The 19,700-nt window shown below is 67.5% G+C and carries 19 protein-coding genes and 1 pseudogene; 6 read left to right on the top strand and 14 right to left on the bottom strand.

From position 1 onward, the window contains the following. Nucleotides 1–172: 172 nt before the first annotated feature. Together QF027_RS30565 and QF027_RS30560 are read right to left on the bottom strand one after the other, a co-directional pair. Nucleotides 173–1,231, bottom strand: coding sequence for a BMP family lipoprotein (locus QF027_RS30565; protein ID WP_307078323.1), 1,059 nt, complete (start codon nucleotides 1,229–1,231; stop codon nucleotides 173–175). Nucleotides 1,232–1,519: 288 nt separating this feature from the next. Beyond that, a complete protein-coding gene (locus QF027_RS30560) occupies nucleotides 1,520–2,740 on the bottom strand; it encodes a M20 family metallopeptidase (RefSeq protein ID WP_306986562.1) in 1,221 nt (406 codons plus the stop codon). A gap of 239 nt (nucleotides 2,741–2,979) precedes the next feature. Between QF027_RS30560 and QF027_RS30555 the strand changes: the two genes are divergently transcribed. Then, complete coding sequence (locus QF027_RS30555; protein WP_307078321.1) at nucleotides 2,980–3,285, top strand: MYXO-CTERM sorting domain-containing protein; 306 nt, start codon at nucleotides 2,980–2,982, stop codon at nucleotides 3,283–3,285. Between the two features lie 18 nt (nucleotides 3,286–3,303). Here QF027_RS30555 and QF027_RS30550 read toward each other — a convergent pair whose 3' ends face one another. Further along, the gene (locus QF027_RS30550; RefSeq protein ID WP_307078319.1) at nucleotides 3,304–3,711 is read right to left on the bottom strand and encodes an ATP-binding protein; all 408 of its coding nucleotides are present in this window, start codon (nucleotides 3,709–3,711) and stop codon (nucleotides 3,304–3,306) included. 212 nt (nucleotides 3,712–3,923) lie between these two features. On the opposite strand from QF027_RS30550, the gene QF027_RS30545 reads away from it, so the two are divergent. From QF027_RS30545 to QF027_RS30525, 5 genes are all read left to right on the top strand, one after another. Beyond that, nucleotides 3,924–4,775, top strand: coding sequence for a helix-turn-helix domain-containing protein (locus tag QF027_RS30545; protein WP_307078317.1), 852 nt, complete (start codon nucleotides 3,924–3,926; stop codon nucleotides 4,773–4,775). 8 nt (nucleotides 4,776–4,783) lie between these two features. Beyond that, the gene (locus QF027_RS30540; RefSeq protein WP_307078315.1) at nucleotides 4,784–4,984 is read left to right on the top strand and encodes a DUF397 domain-containing protein; all 201 of its coding nucleotides are present in this window, start codon (nucleotides 4,784–4,786) and stop codon (nucleotides 4,982–4,984) included. A gap of 75 nt (nucleotides 4,985–5,059) precedes the next feature. Then, nucleotides 5,060–5,719 carry a class I SAM-dependent methyltransferase gene (locus QF027_RS30535; protein ID WP_307078313.1) on the top strand — a complete coding sequence of 220 codons (660 nt, stop codon included), beginning with the start codon at nucleotides 5,060–5,062 and terminating at the stop codon, nucleotides 5,717–5,719. A gap of 80 nt (nucleotides 5,720–5,799) precedes the next feature. Beyond that, on the top strand, nucleotides 5,800–6,744 hold the full coding sequence (locus tag QF027_RS30530; protein ID WP_307078311.1) for a hypothetical protein: 945 nt from the start codon (nucleotides 5,800–5,802) through the stop codon (nucleotides 6,742–6,744). 121 nt (nucleotides 6,745–6,865) lie between these two features. Then, complete coding sequence (locus QF027_RS30525) at nucleotides 6,866–8,305, top strand: ATP-binding protein (protein WP_307078309.1); 1,440 nt, start codon at nucleotides 6,866–6,868, stop codon at nucleotides 8,303–8,305. A 70-nt stretch (nucleotides 8,306–8,375) separates the two neighbouring features. On the opposite strand, the gene QF027_RS30520 is transcribed toward QF027_RS30525, so the two are convergent. From QF027_RS30520 to QF027_RS30475, 11 genes and pseudogenes are all read right to left on the bottom strand, one after another. Continuing rightward, nucleotides 8,376–8,546: a hypothetical protein gene (locus QF027_RS30520; protein ID WP_307078307.1), complete on the bottom strand. Its 171-nt coding sequence runs from the start codon at nucleotides 8,544–8,546 to the stop codon at nucleotides 8,376–8,378. Between the two features lie 60 nt (nucleotides 8,547–8,606). Continuing rightward, nucleotides 8,607–8,819 carry a hypothetical protein gene (locus QF027_RS30515; RefSeq protein WP_307078305.1) on the bottom strand — a complete coding sequence of 71 codons (213 nt, stop codon included), beginning with the start codon at nucleotides 8,817–8,819 and terminating at the stop codon, nucleotides 8,607–8,609. Nucleotides 8,820–8,903: 84 nt separating this feature from the next. Next, the gene (locus QF027_RS30510; protein WP_307078302.1) at nucleotides 8,904–9,281 is read right to left on the bottom strand and encodes a contact-dependent growth inhibition system immunity protein; all 378 of its coding nucleotides are present in this window, start codon (nucleotides 9,279–9,281) and stop codon (nucleotides 8,904–8,906) included. 216 nt (nucleotides 9,282–9,497) lie between these two features. After that, nucleotides 9,498–9,823 (bottom strand): annotated as a pseudogene (locus tag QF027_RS49685) (hypothetical protein); the annotation flags it as partial. Between the two features lie 164 nt (nucleotides 9,824–9,987). After that, nucleotides 9,988–10,503, bottom strand: a complete 516-nt coding sequence (locus tag QF027_RS30505; RefSeq protein ID WP_307078300.1) for a hypothetical protein — start codon at nucleotides 10,501–10,503, stop codon at nucleotides 9,988–9,990. Continuing rightward, the gene (locus QF027_RS30500) at nucleotides 10,500–15,248 is read right to left on the bottom strand and encodes a putative T7SS-secreted protein (RefSeq protein WP_307078298.1); all 4,749 of its coding nucleotides are present in this window, start codon (nucleotides 15,246–15,248) and stop codon (nucleotides 10,500–10,502) included. The genes QF027_RS30505 and QF027_RS30500 overlap by 4 nt, the downstream gene beginning before the upstream one ends. Then, the gene (locus QF027_RS30495) at nucleotides 15,248–15,859 is read right to left on the bottom strand and encodes a hypothetical protein (protein ID WP_306977135.1); all 612 of its coding nucleotides are present in this window, start codon (nucleotides 15,857–15,859) and stop codon (nucleotides 15,248–15,250) included. The genes QF027_RS30500 and QF027_RS30495 overlap by 1 nt, the downstream gene beginning before the upstream one ends. Further along, entirely contained in the window at nucleotides 15,856–16,227 is a 372-nt protein-coding gene (locus tag QF027_RS30490; protein WP_306977138.1) for an SseB family protein, read from the bottom strand. The genes QF027_RS30495 and QF027_RS30490 overlap by 4 nt, the downstream gene beginning before the upstream one ends. 105 nt (nucleotides 16,228–16,332) lie before the next feature. Then, nucleotides 16,333–17,397, bottom strand: a complete 1,065-nt coding sequence (locus tag QF027_RS30485; protein ID WP_306986564.1) for a hypothetical protein — start codon at nucleotides 17,395–17,397, stop codon at nucleotides 16,333–16,335. 98 nt (nucleotides 17,398–17,495) lie between these two features. Then, a complete protein-coding gene (locus QF027_RS30480; protein WP_307078295.1) occupies nucleotides 17,496–18,437 on the bottom strand; it encodes an N-acetylneuraminate synthase family protein in 942 nt (313 codons plus the stop codon). A 14-nt stretch (nucleotides 18,438–18,451) separates the two neighbouring features. Beyond that, the gene (locus tag QF027_RS30475) at nucleotides 18,452–19,693 is read right to left on the bottom strand and encodes an N-acylneuraminate cytidylyltransferase (protein ID WP_307078293.1); all 1,242 of its coding nucleotides are present in this window, start codon (nucleotides 19,691–19,693) and stop codon (nucleotides 18,452–18,454) included. Nucleotides 19,694–19,700 lie beyond the last annotated feature (7 nt).

Genomic DNA, 19,700 nt, shown 5'->3' with positions numbered 1-19,700 from the left:
TTGATGGCGCACTCTCCTCGGGGAAAAGGGGCTGCGTAGGGGAGGGCAGGCGTCGGTGACGCTAGCGCGGCAACTCCGTGCTACACGCGTAGAGTTGACACATTGTTATGGCTCGACGAGGGGGTTGTCGAGGCCCCCTCGTCGAGCCCGGGTTCCGGCGGGAACCGTCAGGTCAGCTGGTCTTGACCTTGATGGTGCCGTCGACGATCTTCTTCTTCGCCTCGTCCAGCTTGGGCTGGATGTCGTCGATGAAGCCACCGCTGGTGGACAGGGCGACACCGCCCTTGGCGAGCGAGTAGAGCTGGTTGCCGGTCAGCGGCTTGCCCTCGTGGACGGACTTGATGAAGTCGTAGACGCCGACGTCGACGTTCTTGACCATCGAGGTCAGGATCGAGTTCTTGAACTTGGCCAGACCCGGGATGTTGTACTGGTCCGAGTCCACGCCGATGGCCCAGGCGCCCTTGACGCCGGAGACGGCCTCGATCGAGCCGTTGCCGGAGGAGCCGGCCGCGGCGTAGATCACGTCAGCGCCGTTGTCGAGCATGCCGGACGCGGCTTCCTTGCCCTTGGCGGGGTCGGCGAAACCGGAGAAGTCCGAGCCATGGGTCAGGTACTGGACGTCGACCTTGACCTTGGGGTTGGTGTCCTTGACGCCCTGGGCGTAGCCCGCCTCGAACTTCTTGATCAGCGGGGTGTCCACGCCGCCGATGAAGCCGACGTGATCCTTCTTGGTCTTCAGCGCCGCGGCGACACCGGCCAGGTAGGAACCCTGTTCCTCGGTGAACGTGATGCTGTCGACGTTCTTGGCGTTCGCGACCGCGTCGATGAGGCCGAAGCTGACCTTCGGGTACTTGGCGGCGACCTTGTCGACCGAGGTGGCGTAGGAGAAGCCGACGGCGACGATCGGGTTGTAGCCCGCGTCGGCGAGGTCGGTCAGGCGCTGCTCGCGGTCGGCCTCGGTGTCGGAGCTCTTGGCGGTCAGCTCCTTGAGGGAGCCGCTGAACTCCTTCTGGGCCTTATCGGCACCGCGCGCGGCGGAGTCGTTGAAGGAACGGTCACCACGGCCGCCGACGTCGTAGGCGAGGCCGATCTTGATGCCGCCCTTGCCGCTGCCCGCGGAGGCGGACGAGGAGCTGTCGTCCTCGGAGGAGGTGCTGCCACAGGCAGTGGCAGTCAGTGCGAGAGCTGCGGTGGCGATACACGCAGCGGAAAGCTTGGCTACCCGGCGCACGGGAGGCTCCTTCACCTGACCTGAGCGCCTTGTCGGCGCTTCATGTGAGCACCATGCCAGTGCCCGGGCCTGTACGCCCCTGCGGCGTTGGCTTCGCGGCATCGTAACGCGCGTAGATGTCGGAAACAGACCTCTTCCAAAGCCGTTATCGATTCGAGGCAAACAGGGTCTGAACTCAGGCTCTTCGGCCTTGGCACACCGGGATTTCGATGTGCGCACAATTGGCTTACGACCATGTTGCGCCGGTCGGCGGAACGGCCCCCGAGGGGGCCGTCCGTCACGCTCGGATCACTGAGCGGCGTCCAGCAGGGCCGCCGCCGTGAACATCTCCACACCGACGGTGATGGCGGACTCGTCGGCGTCGAAGTCGCCCTGGTGAAGGTCGCGCACGGTCCGCTCCCCCGGCGTACGCACTCCGAGGCGGGCCATGGCACCGGGGACGTGCTGCAGGTACCAGGAGAAGTCCTCGCCGCCGAGGCTCTGCTCGGTGCTCTCGACGGAGTCGGCCCCGCGCCGGGCGGTCATGGCGTCGCGCATCAAGTCGGTGACGCCCTCGTCGTTGACGACGGGCGGGACACCGCGCACGTAGTTGATCTCGGACTTGGCCCCGTGCAGATTGGCGACCTCGTCGATCGCGGCAACCACGATGTCCGGGGCCTGCCGCCAGGTGTCGAGGTCCAGGCAGCGCACGGTCCCGGAGAGCTCGGCGTGCTGCGGGATCACATTCGGCGCATGCCCCGACTCGATGCGCCCCCAGGTCACGGCGAGCCCGGCCCGCGTGTCCACCCGTCGCCCGACGATGGCGGGCACGTCGGTGACGACGCGGGCCGCGGCGGTGACGAGGTCGGTGGTGAGGTGGGGCCGGGCGGTGTGCCCACCGGGCCCGTCGAGGGAGATCTCCAGCCGGTCGCAGGCGGAGGTGATGGCGCCGGTCCTGAGCCCGACCTTCCCGGCGTCGACCCGCGGGTCGCAGTGCACGGCGAGGATCTTGCCGACGCCCTCCAGCACCCCGCAGTCGATGGCGTCGGCGGCACCGCCGGGCAGCACTTCCTCGGCGGGCTGGAAGAGCAGCCGCACGGGCCGCGGCAGCAGCCCACGCTTGTGCAGGTCGGCGAGGACGAGCCCGGCCCCGAGCACGACGGTCGTGTGAACGTCATGCCCGCAGGCATGCGCCCGATCAGGCACGGTCGACCGGTACGAGCACTCGCTCTTCGTGTCCGGGATGGGCAGGCCGTCGATGTCGGCGCGCAGGGCGAGCATGGGCCGCTCGCCGTCCCACTCCCCGATGTCACACACGAGCCCGGTCCCGACGGCGAGCACGCGCGGCTTCAGTCCGGCCCTCTCCAGCCGTTCCTTGATCGCCGCGGTGGTGCGGAACTCCTGGTTGCCGAGCTCCGGGTGCATGTGCAGGTCGCGTCGGAAGTGGACGAGTTCGGCGTGCAGCGCGTCGCTGAGCACGCCGGGGAGCATGGCTTCCCCGGGCAGATCGACCTCGGACTCCAGTGACATCAGTTGCTTCACCCTCTAAAGGGTAGGACGCCGGGGCGACCAACCGACCCGCGATCAACAAAACTTCAACCCACACAGGGCAGAAAATCTGGCCGCTCGACGCATGGACGTGATTTGAGGTGGGTAGGAACCTCTTTTCCCACACATACCATGCCTCCGCTCCCGCATGCCGATCTGTTCACCTTTCGGAACTCCACGGAGGCGGAATCGGATCGAGGTCCCGGAAGCATCACCACCACGTGACGATTGCGCCACGCAGCGCGATCGACGGGCGTGAGCCGGGCAACCTTCCCCGCATGAACGCGTGCGGATGCGGCGAGGACCAAATTCCCTGGATGCTGGCGAAATTCGGTTTCCTGGGCTCGGCGGCGCTGATCCTGGGAATACTGATCACCATGATCGCGGCGGGCTGGCTGCTGTCCTCGCTGGTGTGGCTGGTACGCCGACGCCACACACCGGCACCGGCACCGGCGCCGATCGACGAAGCCTCGCAGCATCCTCTGGCGGGATTCACCTGGACGGACGAGCCGCCCCGCGGGGGCTGAGCCCTGCCGAGTCCCGCCTCAAGCCGCGGCCAGTTCGCACCACACGTACTTGCCCCGGTTGCCCTGCCTGGACAAGGGCTGCCATCCCCACAGATCCGCGCATGCCTTGACCAAGGCCAATCCCCGCCCCTCCTCCGCCTCCCCCATGGCGTGCAACGCACCGGGCGGCTGGGGAGGTTCAGGGTCCGCGTCCCACGCCCCGATCCGCAGCACCCCCGCCGACCAGCGCACCCTGAGGGCGGCCGACCCTTTCGTGTGCAGTACGGCATTGGAGACCAGCTCGGCCGCGAGGAGCTCGGCGGTGTCGGTCAGACGGATCAGGCCATGCATCGTGAGGATGAGCCGGAGAGTACGGCGGGCGACGGTGACGGCTCGGACGTCGTTCGGGATGTACAGGGTGTACTCCCAGGGGGCGTTTTCGGGCATGGCTCAACTCCAGCTCTCCAGGTGGCTTCGGGCGGTGGCAGTGCCGCAGCCGTCGTGGCAGGACGGGGCGGTGCGCTTCCGGGATCCCGGCGATTCCGCAGCGTGTGCGTCGCGTCACCGACGGTAGGGCTAATTGTTTAAATTCCGCAAGCCGATCGCGTAGTGTGACGCCCGAACGAGTAGTGCCCACAGGGGCCTTGGGAGGAACAGTCATGGCACTGAGGGCCGAGCCGACAGCACGTCAGGCGCGGCTGGCGGTCGAACTGCGCCGCCTCCGCGACGCAGCAGGGCTCACCGCCCGCGAAGCGGCAGCCCTGCTTGGGGTGACTGCTCCGGTCATCAGCCAGATCGAGTCGGGCATCGCGGGGGTGAGCGAGAAGCGCCTACGCCGGCTCGCGACCCACTACGCATGCACAGACAGTGAGTTCGTCGACGCTTTGGTCTCGATTGCCACCGACCGGACAGCAGGTTGGTGGGAGAAGTACCGGGGCCAGCTTCCCACGTTGTACCTGGATCTCGCCGAGCTGGAACACCACGCCACCTACCGACATGACGTGGAGTTCCTCCACATTCCAGGCCTCCTCCAGACAGCGGAGTACGCCCGCGCCATGTTCTCCTACCAGGTCCCGCGGCTGCCGGACGAGGATCTGGAGCTGCGCGTCCATCACCGAATGGCACGCAAGGCCGTGCTCGAACGCCCATCCCCGCTGCCCTACAAGGCAGTGGTCCACGAGGCTGCGCTGCGCATCAGGGTAGGCGGCCGCACCGCCGCACGGACTCAGCTCAGACGCGTTCTGGAGTTCTCCGAAGCCGAACACGTCACCGTGTGCGTCATCCCTTTCGAGCTGGACGACTTCGCGGGCGCCTGGAGCGCCATGATGTACGCCGGTGGTGCCGTACCGAAGCTGGACACTGCTGTACGCGACGCACCGCACGGAACGGCCTTCATCGACTCAGAAGCCCAACTGGCTGTCTTTCGAACGCTTTTCCGTAAAGTAGAAGCTGACGCTCTCGGCCCAGAACCCTCTCGTGACTTCATCCACCGGCTGGCGAAAGAACTGTGAGACACACAATGACGACGCCCGACAACTGGCGTAAGTCCTCCTACTCCGGCGGAGGCGAGGGCAACAACTGCGTGGAGATCGCAACCCGCACCACCCACATAGCGATCCGCGACTCCAAGACCCCGACCAGGGCAACCCTCACCTTCCCGACCGGAACCTTCACGGCCTTCCTCGAAGCCCTCAAGTCCCTGGACTGCACCGCCCGCTGACCGCCAGGGAAACTCCACGCGGCGCTCCGTAACTTCCCACCCGCCGCCCCGAGACCCCCCGCTAGGGTGCAGCGAGTGAACGCCGAGACCCCCGACTTCATACGGGCCACCCGAACCGCGTACGACACGATCGCCGAGCCCTACACCGAGCAGTTCTCCGACTGGGCCGGCATCCCCACGCTGGACAGAGCCCAGATCACCGGCTTCGCGGAGTTGGTGAAGGAGCAGAGCAAGGGCCCGGTGGCCGACATCGGCAGCGGCCCGGGACACGTGACCGCGGCACTCCACGAACTCGGCGTCCGGGTCTTCGGCGTGGACGTCTCCCCGAAGATGGTGGAACTGGCCCGCAGAGCCCATCCGAACCTCCGCTTCCACGTGGGCTCGATGACGTCGCTGGACCTACCGTCGGAAACCCTGGGCGGCATCACCGCGCTGTACTCGATCATCCACGTCCCGGACGACCACCTCCCGACGGCCTTCGCGGAGTTCCACCGCGTCCTCGCCCCCGGCGCCCACGCCCTGATCGGCTTCCAGTACGAGCCCGGCGGCACCCACATGCACCTCGACGAACGCTTCGGCCACAAGATCTCCCTGGACTACTGGTTGCGCGCCCCGGAGACAGTCGCCGAGCCCCTCATCAAGGCAGGCTTCCAGGTGATCCTCCGGGTCCTCAGGGAGCCCCTCGGCGAGGAAAAGCTGTCCCGCGCATACCTGGTGGCGCAGAAACCGGCGTAGGACAGCATCAATTGAGCGACAGGCCGAAGCCCGCCAGGGCCGCCGGACCGAAGATCCGCTCGGGCGCTAACCTCCGACGCATGGCTCAATCCCCGCGTTCCCTGCAACTCATCACGCGGCTCGTTGACGGGCACATCTGCGCCTATGACCTGGCTGCCGATGCCAGGGGCGTGCTGTCGCCCGCGATGGTCTTTCGGCCAGCCCCCGAGGACGATGTCGTTGGCCACGCCGTTGCAGCTGGTCTTCGGCGCGCCTACTACACGACCCTCAACGCGGCCGTTTGCGTGACGGCAGACGGGGCCGAGCTCTGGCGGTCGCAGTTCGAGCCACAGTCAGATCAGCAATACGGACACCGGCCCAGCTGTGTGCTGTCGCGGGACGACCGTGTGGTGTGGGTCTACCGGCCCGACGCCATGGCTGACCGTAACCGCCCCGACCAGTGGGTCGCCTTGGACGCCGAGGCCGGAACGGTCATCGCGCAGGCGGATCTCCAGACCGTCGGGCACGGCGGACAGCAACTGCGGCACCCAGCGAGTGATCAGGTCCTCCTCGACGTGGGCGAAGGGCAGGACGGCTCGGTCATCTACCGTGCGTCGCTGACCGGGGACCGGATGGACCTCTTCTGCTATCCCTGGAGCGAGCGTTGCCTCATCGACCTGTCGCCCGACGGACACCACTTCATGACCGTTCACCACGAGCAGGCCGACGTCGCCATCCACACGTACCCCGACGGCGAGGTGACGTTCGCCCTCCCCGTCGACGCCTTCGGACACGACCCGGACGAGATCTACGTGGAATGGAGTGGCGGGTACTTGAGTCCGGACACTGCCATCGTCACCCTCGTCGGCGAAACCGAGGACGAGCAGGAGTGGTTCCGTCACTACCGCGTCGATGTGCGCTCGGGCCAAGTCCGCACTGAGTTCGACGCGCACTCTGCCAATCCCTACGACATCCAGCCCCTTGGCGACGGAACCTGGCTCACCACAGACGCATCCGGTCACCCGAGCCGCTGGACCGACTCATAAAAGTCCCGGGCCGCAAACCCTTCAAGCACAGGACATCTACGGACTACCGACAAAGGCAGCAGAGGTAAAGTAAGATTTCATCTACGTTAGGATAGATCTACGTTAGATGCGAGGTCGCTTCGTGAAGTTCCATGGTCGGGCCGCAGATCTTGAACTGTTGACTGAGCAGCTCGCATCGGTGACAGAAGGTCGTGGGACCACTCGGGGACGAGCTGTGATCATGACTGGTCGGCGCCGGGTGGGAAAGTCACGGCTGGTTCAGGAGTTCTGCGACCGCTCGGGACTGCCGTACGTGGTGTTTCAGGCCACCCGCGGGCGCAACCCCGTGACGGAGCGTGCCGAGTTTGCCGCAGCTCTGGCGCAGTCCCCGCTGCCGGAGGCGGAGCTGGTCGCCGGTCTCCAGGCACAGGACTGGAACCAGGCCTTGCGCTCGCTGGCGCTCGCGGTCGCCGATGACTCACCCAGCATCGCGGTAATCGACGAGGTGCCCTGGCTGGTCGAGCAGGATCAGGAGTTCGAGGGCGCACTGCAGACCGTCTGGGACCGTCATCTGTCCTCCAAGCCGGTGCTGCTCCTGCTCGTCGGCAGCGATGTGTCGGTGATGGAGGCGTTGCAGTCTTACGGGCGGCCGTTCTTCGGTCGGGCGACGAAAATGACCGTCTACCCCCTCAACCTGGCCGACGTGCAGACCATGACCGAGTTGAACGCGGCAGACGCCATGGATGCCCAGCTGATCACGGGAGGTTTTCCGGAGATCGTGCAGTCGTGGCGTCCGGGAATGAGTCGCGTCGACTTTCTCCGGGCTTCCGTCGCCAACCCCCTCTCTCCCTTGCTGGTGGCCGGCGAGCTGTCCCTCTTGGGTGAGTTCCCCGAAGCGTCGCACTCACGGGCCGTCCTGGAAGCAGTAGGCAGTGGTGAGCGCACGTTCAGCGCGATCGCGGCACAAGCCGGTGGTGGCGGAGCGCTGCCGTCCGGCACACTTTCCCCGCTGCTGACGACCTTGCAGGCCAAGCGGGTTCTGGCGGCTGATCTCCCGCTGTCCGTCAAACCGGACAGCAGGAACAAGCGGTATCGGATCGCTGACCCGTACCTGCGGTTCTGGCTGGCCTTCCTGCAGCGCGCGATCCCGCTCATCGAGCGCGGGCGTGGTGACGTGGCGCTGGAACGCATCGAACGATCCTGGACCACCTGGCGTGGTCGTGCGGTCGAGCCGCTGATTCGCGAGTCATTGCTGCACCTGCTTCCGGACGACGAGTGGCCCGAGACCGAGGCCATCGGCGGCTGGTGGAACCGGCAGAACAATCCCGAGATCGACCTCATCGGCGCCGACCGCGAACCAGTGGCCCGGCAGGTGCACTTTGTCGGGTCGATCAAGTGGCTCGAGAACCAGTCTTTCGGCCGCCATGAGTACGACGCTCTCGTCCGGGACATGCTTGCCGTCCCCGGCGCCGGTCCCGACACCGCACGTGTCGTGGTCTCACGCTGCGGAGTGACAGACGGTCTGCCGCTGACCGCGTATTGGGGGCCGGAGGATCTCGTACGGGCATGGCGACCCCGGTAGCCCTATCGGAAGGGAATGTTGAGCCAGAGACTGCCGGCTTCCCGGGTCAGGGTCCTGTGGACGGGGGGACTTATAGCAGCGAGCTGCGTTGTACCCGCCCTCGAACGGTGGCCTCCGCTTCCGGCAGGCTGGAGTAACGCGTGCTCGGACCCCAGCGGGCCATGCAGGAGGCGCGGCTCACGTCCCAGGCGTCGGCGGAGGTGACGTGCTGCCCGTCACCGAGGATGTGGTCGGCGCGCATACGGGCCTCGTAGCGAGTGACACGGCCAATGAGGTAGGCGGAGTTCCCCGGCAGGTAGGCCTACAGCTCGATGGGGCGGTAGGCGAGGGCCCTGTCCACTACCTCTTCCGCTGTCAGTTTAGGGTCGCTGTAATAGATCAGGTCAGTAATACTGGGATGAAAAATGCTCGACTTCAGTCCCTTAATGATTTGATCTTCTTCCTCCTCTGCGAGATTCGCGTCAATAAGCAACTGAACCGTGCGAACCAGTTCTTCGCGGGACGTGTTTACCACTATCTAGCATCATCCTTTCTAGCGGTAATTCCAGCTGGCCGAAATGGTACACCCCGGAGATACCGGCCCGCCTGCCACTATATTTCAGAGTCCCTCAGGGAGCGATGCCAGGAACGCCTCAACCTCGCACTTCTCATAGGTCGACAGATCGATCAGCAAGGTTACGGCGTCTTTTAGCTCTCGCGCAAGATCGGGATGAGCGGTCCATACTTCCGAGCTTCTCGTGACCACCGAATAAAGCAAGTCACCGTCGATGAAACCACCAGCAGGCTGTTTAAGCACTCCGTCCCGAAGAATCTCCACCGCCAGAGGGAGCAGCCACAGCAAGCCGACATCCTGGCCGATCAAACGTGCTAGCTCGTCGGGTTCCAGCGTTCCGATAGGTCGTCGGCGCCACTCATGAACTGTTCTGACCAGTGACGTCGCATCGGCAGGCGGGTCTCCCCAGCGCTCGCTGTCCAACTGTTCAAGGGACTTGGTACGGTCGACAGATCGCGTTATCGTCGGGTCCCTTCATAGTCATTGCGGGAGATGGGCGGCACCCCACGGGTCGACATGAGGTGGATGTGAGACAGATCGCGCGTTACCAACGTTCCCTGAGGGTTTGTCGTCAATCGGCCGCCGATCCACGGAACACATCCCAGAGCTCTCGAATGGCGGCATAGAGCTCCTCATCAGGCGGAGGGTGATGCGGCCCGCTTCTTCGTGGTCGTAGCGGATGGCGCCGGCTCGGGTGATGCGGGTGCCCGTATAGGTACGGTCCCCCGTCGACTCGGTGGCCGGGGTGCGTGGAGGGCCAGGTCGCCGACGTTTGGTTGCCCGCCTCGTCGTAGGCGTACGTCTCCGTCCAGTCGCCGCGTGCACCGCCATCATCCGGCCCACCACATCGACGTCGAAGCGGCATGTGCCATTCAGGTGGTGTCGATGGCCTAAGGGCTGCCGTCGGCCCGGTAAGTGTACGCGCGGCGCTGGAGGCGCCTGCCGGTCGGGCCGACCACGTCCTGTTTCGTCGCCCAGAATTCAGCAGCATCCGAGGGGCATATCTCATCGACTCGAACTCTTCTACCAGTCTCAATATCTCCTGCAATGCACTCAGCCGAGGAGGCCGCCGCCTTGAACTGTCCAGAACGACCGTGCCTAGCTGATCCCCAATCGCCTCCGTGAACCCTCACTTCCTGAGAAGTTCCGACGCATCTTCCTGAGAGATTTCCATCAGTGCCTCGTGTACGTAGGAATCCATGTCGCTCGCGTAGGCTGGTAGCTCCAGTCGCTGAGAGCAGAAAGTGACATGCGCGGTGAGTGAGTCGCCCTCGATTCCTCCCTCGGACAGGGAGACATATCCCAGTACCGGCCACCGCTGGCTGGCCGGTACTGCCAGCAGAGCTGAGCAGGCGTATCCGAGGGACCTTCGCAAGAGTGACGCGCGCCTCTCGGGGCCTGATTTCGGGAGGTCATAGTCCATCATGCCGCGACCGTTCACAGTGGCCTCGTAGTGAACGACGTCCTGGAACTGCTGCCTTCTAACTCCGGAGTAGCCGGAATGGAGGGCCGTAAGTAGTTGCGCCTCACCGTCCACGGTCCACCCCTCACGCACAACTGCACGGAACTGGTCCGGCACATCTTCTTCTCGAACGCAAAATTCGCCACCCTCAAGGAGTTCTGCCATACTGGCATTCATCTTCATGGTCGCTCTTCTCCGAGCATACGCAGTCCCTTGTCAATACCGGCCTGAAATCCAGGGCTCTTGCCGACTTCCTTCTCGATCGCGCGGGGAAGTCCCTCAAAATTCCCAGTTTCAAAATTATACTGGTACTTCGCGGTGAGATTGCTTTGGTCTTGGAAGTGCAACTGTCCGGCCCGCTGCCCGGGATTAGGGTTCTCGACATCGATGCGATACGGGCCGTGGTTCCACATTGTCTTGCTCGTCACTTGTGTGCCGTTGGCGCCGATCATGCCGCTGGCAGTAGCAGCCGGAGGAGGCTCCTCGATCCCGTACAGCCGGCGCATGTCCTCAATGCGCCGTCTGACAACGTCAGGGTTATAAGGGTCGTTCCTGAAAGCCGGCTGTGAGCTGTGTCCCCTGGGCAAGGGGCGGCACCCCGCCAGGCCGAGAGGATCTATCCATGTGTGTGGATTGTGAACGTAGGTGGTGGGATTGGGTGCGGGGGCCAGCCCGAGGGGATCGAGGCTGGTGTAACGGCCGGTTTCGGGGTCGTAGTGTCGGAAGTAGTTGTAATGCAGACCGGTCTCAGGGTCGTAGTACTGGCCCGGGAAACGGAGCGGGGTGTATGCCGTGCTGTCGGCGGCCCAGGCTGTTGTGCCCCACAGGGTGCTGCGGGTGCGCCAGGCTATGTCGCCGGATTCGCCGATCAACTCAGTCGGGGTGCCGACCAAGTCCGTGACGATGGCGAAGAAGCGGGAGTCGATCTCCTCCTGCGGGGCTTCGGCCCCGGTGATGCGTTCCGTCTGAGCGAGCGGGTGCAGGCCCTGGTGGTCCCAGGTCAGCGTCACCGGATTGGAGTAGGACGGGGACTTCGTCGTCTGTTCACAGAGAGTTGTGCCGTCCCAGGTGAAGTCCACCTGCTCCAGGACTGATTCGCCGTCCGGGGCCAGGCGTTGCTTCGCGACCCTGCGGCCCAGCGGGTCATAGCGGTAGCGCCAGCGGGTGCCGTCCGGGGTTGTCACCGCCGTCAGGCGGTCCTCCGGGTCCCATTCGTAGCGCCAGGTGTCCGGCTTGCGGGAGAGGCGGGTTTTCTGGCGGAGGGTGATGCGGCCCGCTTCGTCGTGTTCGTAGCGGATGGCGCCGGCTCGGGTGATGCGGGTGCCCGCATACGCTCGTGCGCCCACGGCGTCCTGACCCGGGTGCGTGGAGGGCCAGGTCGCCGACGTCTGGTTGCCCGCCTCGTCGTATGCGTACTTCTCCGTCCAGTTCGCCGCGTGCACCGCCGTCACCCGGCCCGCTGCGTCCAGGTCGAAGTGGCGTGTGCCGTTCAGGTGGTCGTCGATGGCGGTGAGGTTGCCGTCGGCCTGGTAGGTGTACGCGCGGCGTTGGAGGCGTCGGCCCGTGGGGCCGACCAGGTCCTGTTTTGTCAGGCGGCCCAGTGGGTCGAAGGACTGGGTCAGGGTCACCGACTCGCCTATGTGGCGGGTCAGTTCGCGGCCCGCCTCGTCGTGCTTGAAGGTGAGGGTGCGGCCCGACACGACCATGCCGGTGCGGTTGCCCGACGCGTCGTACGACCACGTCGTCGTCGCGCCGGTGGGAGTGGTACGGCCCGTTCTGCGGCCCAGCTCGTCGTAGGTGTAGGTGAGCGTACGGTCGTTCACCGTCTCCGACAGCACTCGGCCCGCCTCGTCACGGTGCAGCCTCAGGACCGCGTCCGGGCCCGTCGCCTGCGCCAGGGCGCCCGACGGGTCGTAGGCGTATGTCGTGACCGCCCCGGCCGCCTCCTTGCGGATCACCCGGCCCAGGACGTCACGGGAGAAGGTGATCGACTCGCCGGATGCCGTGGTGCTGCTGCTCAGTTGGCCTGCCCGGTCATGGTCGTAGGTCAGCGTGCGGTCGTCGAAGTCCGTCTCCGCGATCAGGCGGCCCGCCGGGTCGTACTCATAACTCCACGTCAGGCCCTGCGGGTTCGTGACCCTTGTCAGGCGCAGTTCCGTGTCGTGGGCGAACTCGTAGCGCACCCCGTCCGGGCCCGTGCGGGCCGCCAGCAGGTCGAAGTGGGTGTACTCGAAGCGGGAGACCTTGCCCAACGCGTCGGTGTGGGCGACGCAGTTGCCCTCGCCGTCGTACGTCCAGGATTCCGACGTGCCGTCCGCCGCCGTACGGCGGGACAGGCGGCCCTCCACCGTCCATTCCAGGGCCGTCACCGCACCCGTGGGGTCGGTGATCCTCACCGGGCGGCCGAAGGCGTCCCGTTCGTAGCGGGTCACCGCGCCCAGGGGATCGGTGACCTCCAGGGGCAGGCCCGCCAGGTTGCAGCGCACCCTTGTGGTGTCCCCAAGGGCGTTGGTGACGGACTCCAGATGGCCCCGGTCGTCGTACGTGAAGCAGGTCGTCGTCCTCGACGCGTCGGTCACCGCCGTGCGGTTGCCGAACTCGTCGAACTGCTGGGTGACTTGAGTGCCGTCCGCGCCCACCACCGTGACCGGCAGGCCCTGGGAGTCGTAGGCGACGCTGGTGTAACGGCCGTCCGGGCGGACCGCCAGGACCGTGCGGCCCGCCTCGTCGTAGGCGTAGCTCACCGTGCGGCCCAGGGGGTCAATGACCGTGAGGGGGCGGTGGGCACGGTCGTGGATGGTGCGGGTCGTGGCGCCGTCTGGGGTGGTCACCGCCGTCACTTGTACGTCTCTGTTGATCTCATACAGGGTGCTGTGGCCCAGGGAGTCGACTGCTGTGACGATCCGGTTGCCGGTCGCCGGGTCCGGGTCGCCGTAGGTGTAGGTGTAGGTCAGGTGGCCCGCCTCGCCGCCCTGGGAGATGCAGCGATCTTCATCGTCGTAGACGTAGTGGTACGAGGAGTTGTTCGTGTCCGTCCAGGCGGTGATCCGACCGAGGGTGTCGTTGGTGAAGCGGGTCGGCAGGCCGGAGGACTTCGTGACCGTCGTCAGGTGGCCTGCGTCGTCGTAACCGAAGCGGACCAGCTCGATGTCGTCGCCTGAGGCAAGGTGCAGGGCGGTGATCCGCTCGCCCTCGGTGGTGATCTGCAGGTGGTACCCGGCCGAGTGGACGATCCCTGTCGGAGCGCCCCGGTCGTCGTACTCAAAGGTGAGCCACTGGCCGGAGCGGTCGATGATCTGGGAGAGGAGGGCGATGCCGTCGCCGTCGCCGCCCGGGCCCGCGAAGTCCCACATACTACCACTGGCGGGGTCGGTGACGGTGTAGTCGCCGTACGCGTCCACCGTCAGCGGGTGGCCCTCGCCGGCCAGGGGCAGCACCGGAACACCGGGAGCCGGATGCGGGTACGCCAACAGGGAGCCGTCCTCGCGGACGAAGACGACGCCCTCGGCGTCGATCTCCAGGCGCTGGTCGGCCGTCGAGGCCCAGCAGGGGCCGAACCAGCGGCCCGCCCGGTACGACGACTCGAACTGGCGCGAGAACACCAGCGGAAGTCGGGCGGGGAGCGTCACATCCGTCTGTGGCAGCGACATGCGGCCGGTGGCCATGTCGATCGGGTCGCTGCCGAAGAGCTTGCACTTCAGTTCCCGGGCGACGTCCATGAGTCCCCGGCGCGTGCCTTGCCGTGCGGCTCCCGTCGCCGCGTCCTTCGCCACCCCGCGCAGAGCGTCACGCCCAACTGCCCGGCCCAGGCCGCCCGCGCCCTTCCCCCCGATCAGGTTCGAGAACAGATACCCCGCCGAGTCCCCCGGATCGCTCGACCACCCCGTCCCCAGGATCGACATCGGCAGCCGCTCCGGGTGCGCCGCCGTCCCCACCAGGCCCGCCAGCAGCAGCTGGGAGTTCTTCGTCCACTCGCCGGGGTGGGTCAGGTTGTACGGGTCCAGGGGGTTGACCGTGCGGGCCAGTTTCAGCATGTCCGTGCCGCCGCGCAGGAGGCCGCCCAGGACGTGGACCGAGTTGAGCTGGGTGCCGACGAACAGGTCGGCCGCGCCCGCGCCCAGGCGGTCGGTGAACTCCGGTTTCGGCGGGGCCGATTCCAGGGCTGCGGCCAGCTTGCGGCGGGCGTCCTGCGCCGCGTCCGTGCGCAGACGGCGGGCGTGGGACAGGATCTCCTGTGCTTCCTCGCGGCCCACCGTCCCAGGGTCGACGAAGTCGCCCGGTTTCGTCGGCTTCGCTCCCGGATCGCCGCCCGCCTCGGCGGTCGCGTTGTAGCGGTCGGCCGCCTGGTTGTACGCCGTCACCTTCGCGTCGTACGCGTCCGCCGCCCGTCGTGAGGCGTCCTGCGCCCTGCGGTAGGCGTCGATCGCCACCTGCGCCTGCTGCTGTGCCCAGCCCACCATGTCCGCGTACGCGTCCAGAGCGGTGGCCGCCGCCGTGCACGCGTCCGCCGCCGTCAGCCACTGCTTCGGCTGCACGTCGAACTTCGCGCGGAACGCGTCCGCCGCCTGGCCCCGCCACTCGCCCGGGTCGAGCGAGCGCATGCCCTGGCCGACGTTCTCGAAGGCCCCCGCGAACTTCAGCAGATGCCCGGCCCGCTCGCGGAGCGCCGACTCGCTGCCGTGGACCAGTTCCTTCGGGTCCTCGCTCTCCCCCAGCGCGCGCTCGGAAACCGTGCCGCCCAGGCGGTTGTTCACGCTCTCGCCGAAGTCGCGGACCTTCTCGGCCGCGCCATCCGCGCCCACGTCCGACAGCAGTCCCGCCGTCTTGTCCGTGCCCCAGTTGACCGCCTCGCCGACACCCTTGTTCAGGCTGTCGGAGGCGCTCTCCAGGCCGTCGCCGAAGTCGTCGACCAGATCCCCGAAGCCCATCAGCCCTCACCCTCCCCGTCTGCGGAGGGCGGGCCGCTCCACTGCCAGTCCGTGTCCGAGCCGAACAGCCCCACCGGGTCGAACATCGCGTCCGGCGTCACCGTCGACGTCTGCACGTCCTCGGCCGCCTGCGACCAGGCCGCCTTCACCTCGTCCGCGCCCGACGTGAAGGACTCCGCGCTGTAGTCCGCGTTCGCCACCTGGCTGACCGGGTTGTCCTTCAGCGTCTCCGACCAGGATCGTGCCTTCACCTCGTCCGGGGACAGGTACGGGTTGCCCGTGCCGGCCGTCCACACCGACTTCAGGGTGTCGGAGACGTACTGCTCCTGCTCGTGGTAGATCCCCGCCGACAGGCCCAGCCGGCCCGCGAACTCGTTCGCGTCCTGCATCAGCGAGCGCACGCCCCAGCCCCAGCGGTCGCAGAAGTCGGCGAACACCTGCTGGAGGCCGTCGTCGCCCACCTCCAGGCCCGTCATCGACAGGTCGTCGAAACCGCGGCCCAGGTTCGCCTCGATGTCGAAGCCGAACTCCTTGAGCTCCGCCATCGCCTGGTTGATGCCTCGGGTGATCCGTTCCATCGCCTCCGGATCGACCTGGTAGCCGTCGCTCACGCCGCCCCAGCTCCTTCCGAAGCGGCATCCACGGCCACCGCGTCCGGCACGATCCCCGTCACCGGGGGCAACACCAGGCCCGACGGACTTCCCGCGTCCACCGCTATCCCGGCCGGACCGTCCACCCTCGGGATCACCTGGTCCAGCAGACGCGCGCCGTACACCGGTATTCGCTCCGGTACGGCCTCACCCCGCGCCTCGGCGAATCGTTCCAGCGCCGCGAGATCCGTGAACGCAAACAGCCAGCGAATCCCGCCCGCCTCCGCCGACAGCAACGACCCGGCCACGACCGGCACCAGTACCTGGCTGCGCCGGAACTCCCCCACTGCCGCACGCAGGTTGCCCTGCCGCAACGTCTCGGCATTCACTCCAGCCGCCCCCGTCGTAACCCTCATCGAACGTCACACAAGTGAACGACGATGCTAGACGATGCAGCTGAGAGCGACTTGGGCGTTTTCGGCCAGGCCCCGAACTCACACCGTCGCCACCGCCGACAACCGGTGCACGTCCCGGGCCGTCCCCGTGACCCCCGACAAGAACCCCTGCGCCCGCGGCGAGGCCGTCTCCGTCAGCCACTCCGGGTCGATGTCGCACACGGCCACACGGACCCCCGTGCCCGCCAACGCCAGCGGCAGGGTGTGCACGACCGTGGAAGGGAAGCTGAGGATCGTACGGCCGATGGGTCCGCGTCGGGCGATCAGCTCCAGTGGGAGGTCGGGGCGGACGATCTCCAGCCGCGTCTCCACGGCCAGCCGGTGGAGCTTCTCCGTCGACTCGCGGCGGTGGGCGAAGTAGCGGGTCGCGCCATGGGACTTGGCCAGGCGGGTGACCGCCTCCACATAGCGGTCGGCGTCCACCACTCCTGTCTCCACCAGCGAGGTGCCGACCATGTCCGCGCCCTTCGTGATGCGCGGCGGGCCGAAGCGGCCGCGAGTCCAGGCGAAGGAGTGGGACGAGACCGTCACGCCAGCCGGGGTATCCGCCATCGGCATCGAGGAGAAGATCTCGACTCCCCTGCCCTCCCCCGGCGTCAGACGCCTGCGGGCCGCCGCCGAGATCGGGGCGAACGCGAGGTCCCGGGGGCTCGGGCGGCCGCCCTTGCGGTGCCAGCGCACCAGGCGTTCGCCGCGGGCCAGTTGGGACACGAACTCCATCGTCGCCGTGCCGTCGTCGACCACGACCAGGTCGGTGGCGCGGGTGATGGTCAGGAGCAGCTGTACATAGCGGGAGAAGGGGTCGCCCAGGACCACGCGGTCCGCCTTGCGGAGCATGCCCGCCAGGCCCCCGATGGTCTGGAAGGGGGCCGCGGGGCCGCCCCTGGCCTCCTCCCAGCGGACCTCGTGGCCCTCCTCGCGGGCGAGTTCGGCCATCCGGCGCAGCTGGCCTCGGGTCATGGGGTCGGTCGGGGACAGCACGACGAGGGTGAGCTCCGCGCCGGGCGCGTGGCCGTGCGCCCACTCCAGCACGTTCAGCAGCTGGACCGGGCTCTCGACGAACGCGAGAGTGGGGGGGCCGGTGTTCCCGGCGCGGGGGCTCATCGACGTACGACCGTCCCGTCGTAAGGCGCTCATGCGGCGCGGGTGATGATCACCGGGTCCCCGGAGCGACAGCCGCCGGGGACCCGGTATCTGGTGGTTCAGACCGAGACCGGCTCGCCCGCGGCGGCGGCGATCTCCGCCTCGGCGACGACGCCGGTGACGCGGCGCAGCTTCTTCATGGGGCCGAGCTCGGAGTCGTAGACCTTCTTGACGCCGTCGCCGAGGGAGGCCTCGATGGTGCGGATGTCCCTCACCAGCCTCTGAAGGCCCTGCGGCTCCACCGACGCGGCCTGGTCGGAGCCCCACATGGCGCGGTCCAGGGTGATGTGGCGCTCGACGAAGGTCGCGCCGAGGGCGACCGCGGCCAGCGTGGTCTGCAGGCCCGTCTCGTGGCCGGAGTAGCCGATCGGGACGTTCGGGTACTCCTCCTGGAGGGTGTTGATCACGCGCAGGTTGAGCTCCTCGGCCTTCGCGGGGTAGGTCGAAGTGGCGTGGCAGAGAAGGATGTTCTCCGAGCCGAGGACCTCGACCGCGTGGCGGATCTGCTTCGGGGTCGACATGCCGGAGGACAGGATGATCGTGCGGCCGGTGGCGCGCAGCGCCTTCAGCAGCTCGTCGTCCGTGAGGGAGGCGGAGGCCACCTTGTGGGCCGGGACGTCGAACTTCTCCAGGAAGGCGACGGCCTCGGTGTCCCACGGGGAGGCGAACCAGGCGATCCCCTTCTCCTTGCAGTACTCGTCGATCTGGCGGTACTCGTCCTCGCCGAACTCCACGCGGTGGCGGTAGTCGATGTAGGTCATCCGGCCCCAGGGGGTGTCGCGCTCGATGTCCCACTGGTCGCGCGGGGTGCAGATCTCGGGCGTGCGCTTCTGGAACTTCACGGCGTCGCAGCCGGCCTCGGCGGCCACGTCGATGAGCTTGAAGGCGTTCTCCAGCTCGCCGTTGTGGTTGATGCCGATCTCGCCGCAGATGTAGACGGGCTGGCCGGGACCGGCGATGCGCTCGGTGCCGAAGGTGCGCAGGCGGGAGTTAACAGACATGACGGGACGGTTCCTTACGTGTCGAGGGAGTCGAGAGAGGGGCCGAGGATCCAGCTGGCGATCTCTCGGATCGCGCCGTCGCCACCGGGGACGGTGGTGACCGCACGGGCGGCGCCGCGTACCACGTCGTGGGCGCTCGCGACCGCCACGGGCCAGCCCACGAGGGCGAAGCACGGGAGGTCGTTGACGTCGTTGCCGACGTAGAGCACGCGCTCGGGCGCGATGCCCTGCTCCTCGCACCACTGCTTCAGTGCGAGGTCCTTCCGGTCGATGCCGTGCAGCACGGGGATCTTCAGCTTCCGTGCGCGGGCGGCGACGACCGGGTTCTGCTCCGTGGAGAGGGTCAGCATCTTCAGGCCCGACTTGCGCAGGGCGGCGATGCCGAGTCCGTCTCCGCGGTGGACGGAGACGAACTCCTTTCCATCGGCGTCGATCAGCACCCGGTCGTCGGTCTGGGTGCCGTCGAAGTCCAGTACGACCGCGTCCACGTCGCCGAAGGACGGCAGGGCGCCGGCGCGGTCCGCGTCGAAGAGGGGGGCCAGCGCGCGGGCGCGGGCCAGGTCGTGCGGGTCGTCGATCTCCAGCACGCGCGCGGGGTCCGTGCGGACGAGTTCGGTGCGGCCGAAGAAGCGGTGCTGGTGCTTGCGGAAGCCCGGCGCGTCCATCGCGTAGGCGGCGCCGGTCTCCAGGAAGTCCTGGGGGCGGTCCTGGCGGCGGGGGCGGTAGGACTTGTCGTGGTTGACGCCGTGGCCGCCGCGGGTGGCCGCGTCCTGTGAGGACTCCGCGTCCCGCCAGATGAAACCGTGGAAGGGCGCCACGGTGACGGCGGTGTCGGCGCCGTCCTCGACGATCGCGGCGGCGACCCCGTCGATGTCCTCGCGGACGATGAAGGGGCTGGTGCACTGCACGAACACCACCACGTCGACGGCCGCGCCGTGCAGGGCCTCGTGGGTGTCCAGCGCGTGCAGGACGGCGGCCTCCGAGGTGGCCGTGTCACCGGCGATGGCCGCGGGCCGCATCACGACCTCGGCGCCTGCCTCGCGGGCGGCGGCGGCGATCGCCTGGTCGTCGGTGGAGACCAGGACGTCGGTCACCAGCCGGGTGGCGCGGCACTCGCGTACGGCCCGTGCCACCAGCGGCACACCGCCCACCGGGGCGAGGTTCTTCGCGGGCACGCCCTTGGAGCCGCCGCGCGCGGGGATCACCGCGAGCACCCGGCGCACCGAAGCACCTTGGCCCGCTTGCGGGTTGGACATGGGGTCT

This window comes from Streptomyces canus (genome assembly GCF_030816965.1).
GTDB classification, from domain to species: Bacteria; Actinomycetota; Actinomycetes; order Streptomycetales; family Streptomycetaceae; genus Streptomyces; species Streptomyces canus_E.
Note: the sequence above shows the minus strand (reverse complement) of the source record. Positions and strands in the feature narration are given on the sequence as shown.

Coding starts and splice junctions, on each gene's coding strand:
- QF027_RS30475 (WP_307078293.1), bottom strand. CDS start 19,693: ATGTCCAACCCGCAAGCGGGCCAAGGTGCTTCGGTGCGCCGGGTGCTC.
- QF027_RS30480 (WP_307078295.1), bottom strand. CDS start 18,437: ATGTCTGTTAACTCCCGCCTGCGCACCTTCGGCACCGAGCGCATCGCC.
- QF027_RS30545 (WP_307078317.1), top strand. CDS start 3,924: ATGGCACTGAGGGCCGAGCCGACAGCACGTCAGGCGCGGCTGGCGGTC.
- QF027_RS30505 (WP_307078300.1), bottom strand. CDS start 10,503: ATGAAGATGAATGCCAGTATGGCAGAACTCCTTGAGGGTGGCGAATTT.
- QF027_RS30550 (WP_307078319.1), bottom strand. CDS start 3,711: ATGCCCGAAAACGCCCCCTGGGAGTACACCCTGTACATCCCGAACGAC.
- QF027_RS30530 (WP_307078311.1), top strand. CDS start 5,800: ATGGCTCAATCCCCGCGTTCCCTGCAACTCATCACGCGGCTCGTTGAC.
- QF027_RS30520 (WP_307078307.1), bottom strand. CDS start 8,546: ATGCGCGCCGACCACATCCTCGGTGACGGGCAGCACGTCACCTCCGCC.
- QF027_RS30560 (WP_306986562.1), bottom strand. CDS start 2,740: ATGTCACTGGAGTCCGAGGTCGATCTGCCCGGGGAAGCCATGCTCCCC.
- QF027_RS30540 (WP_307078315.1), top strand. CDS start 4,784: ATGACGACGCCCGACAACTGGCGTAAGTCCTCCTACTCCGGCGGAGGC.
- QF027_RS30500 (WP_307078298.1), bottom strand. CDS start 15,248: ATGGGCTTCGGGGATCTGGTCGACGACTTCGGCGACGGCCTGGAGAGC.
- QF027_RS30485 (WP_306986564.1), bottom strand. CDS start 17,397: ATGAGCCCCCGCGCCGGGAACACCGGCCCCCCCACTCTCGCGTTCGTC.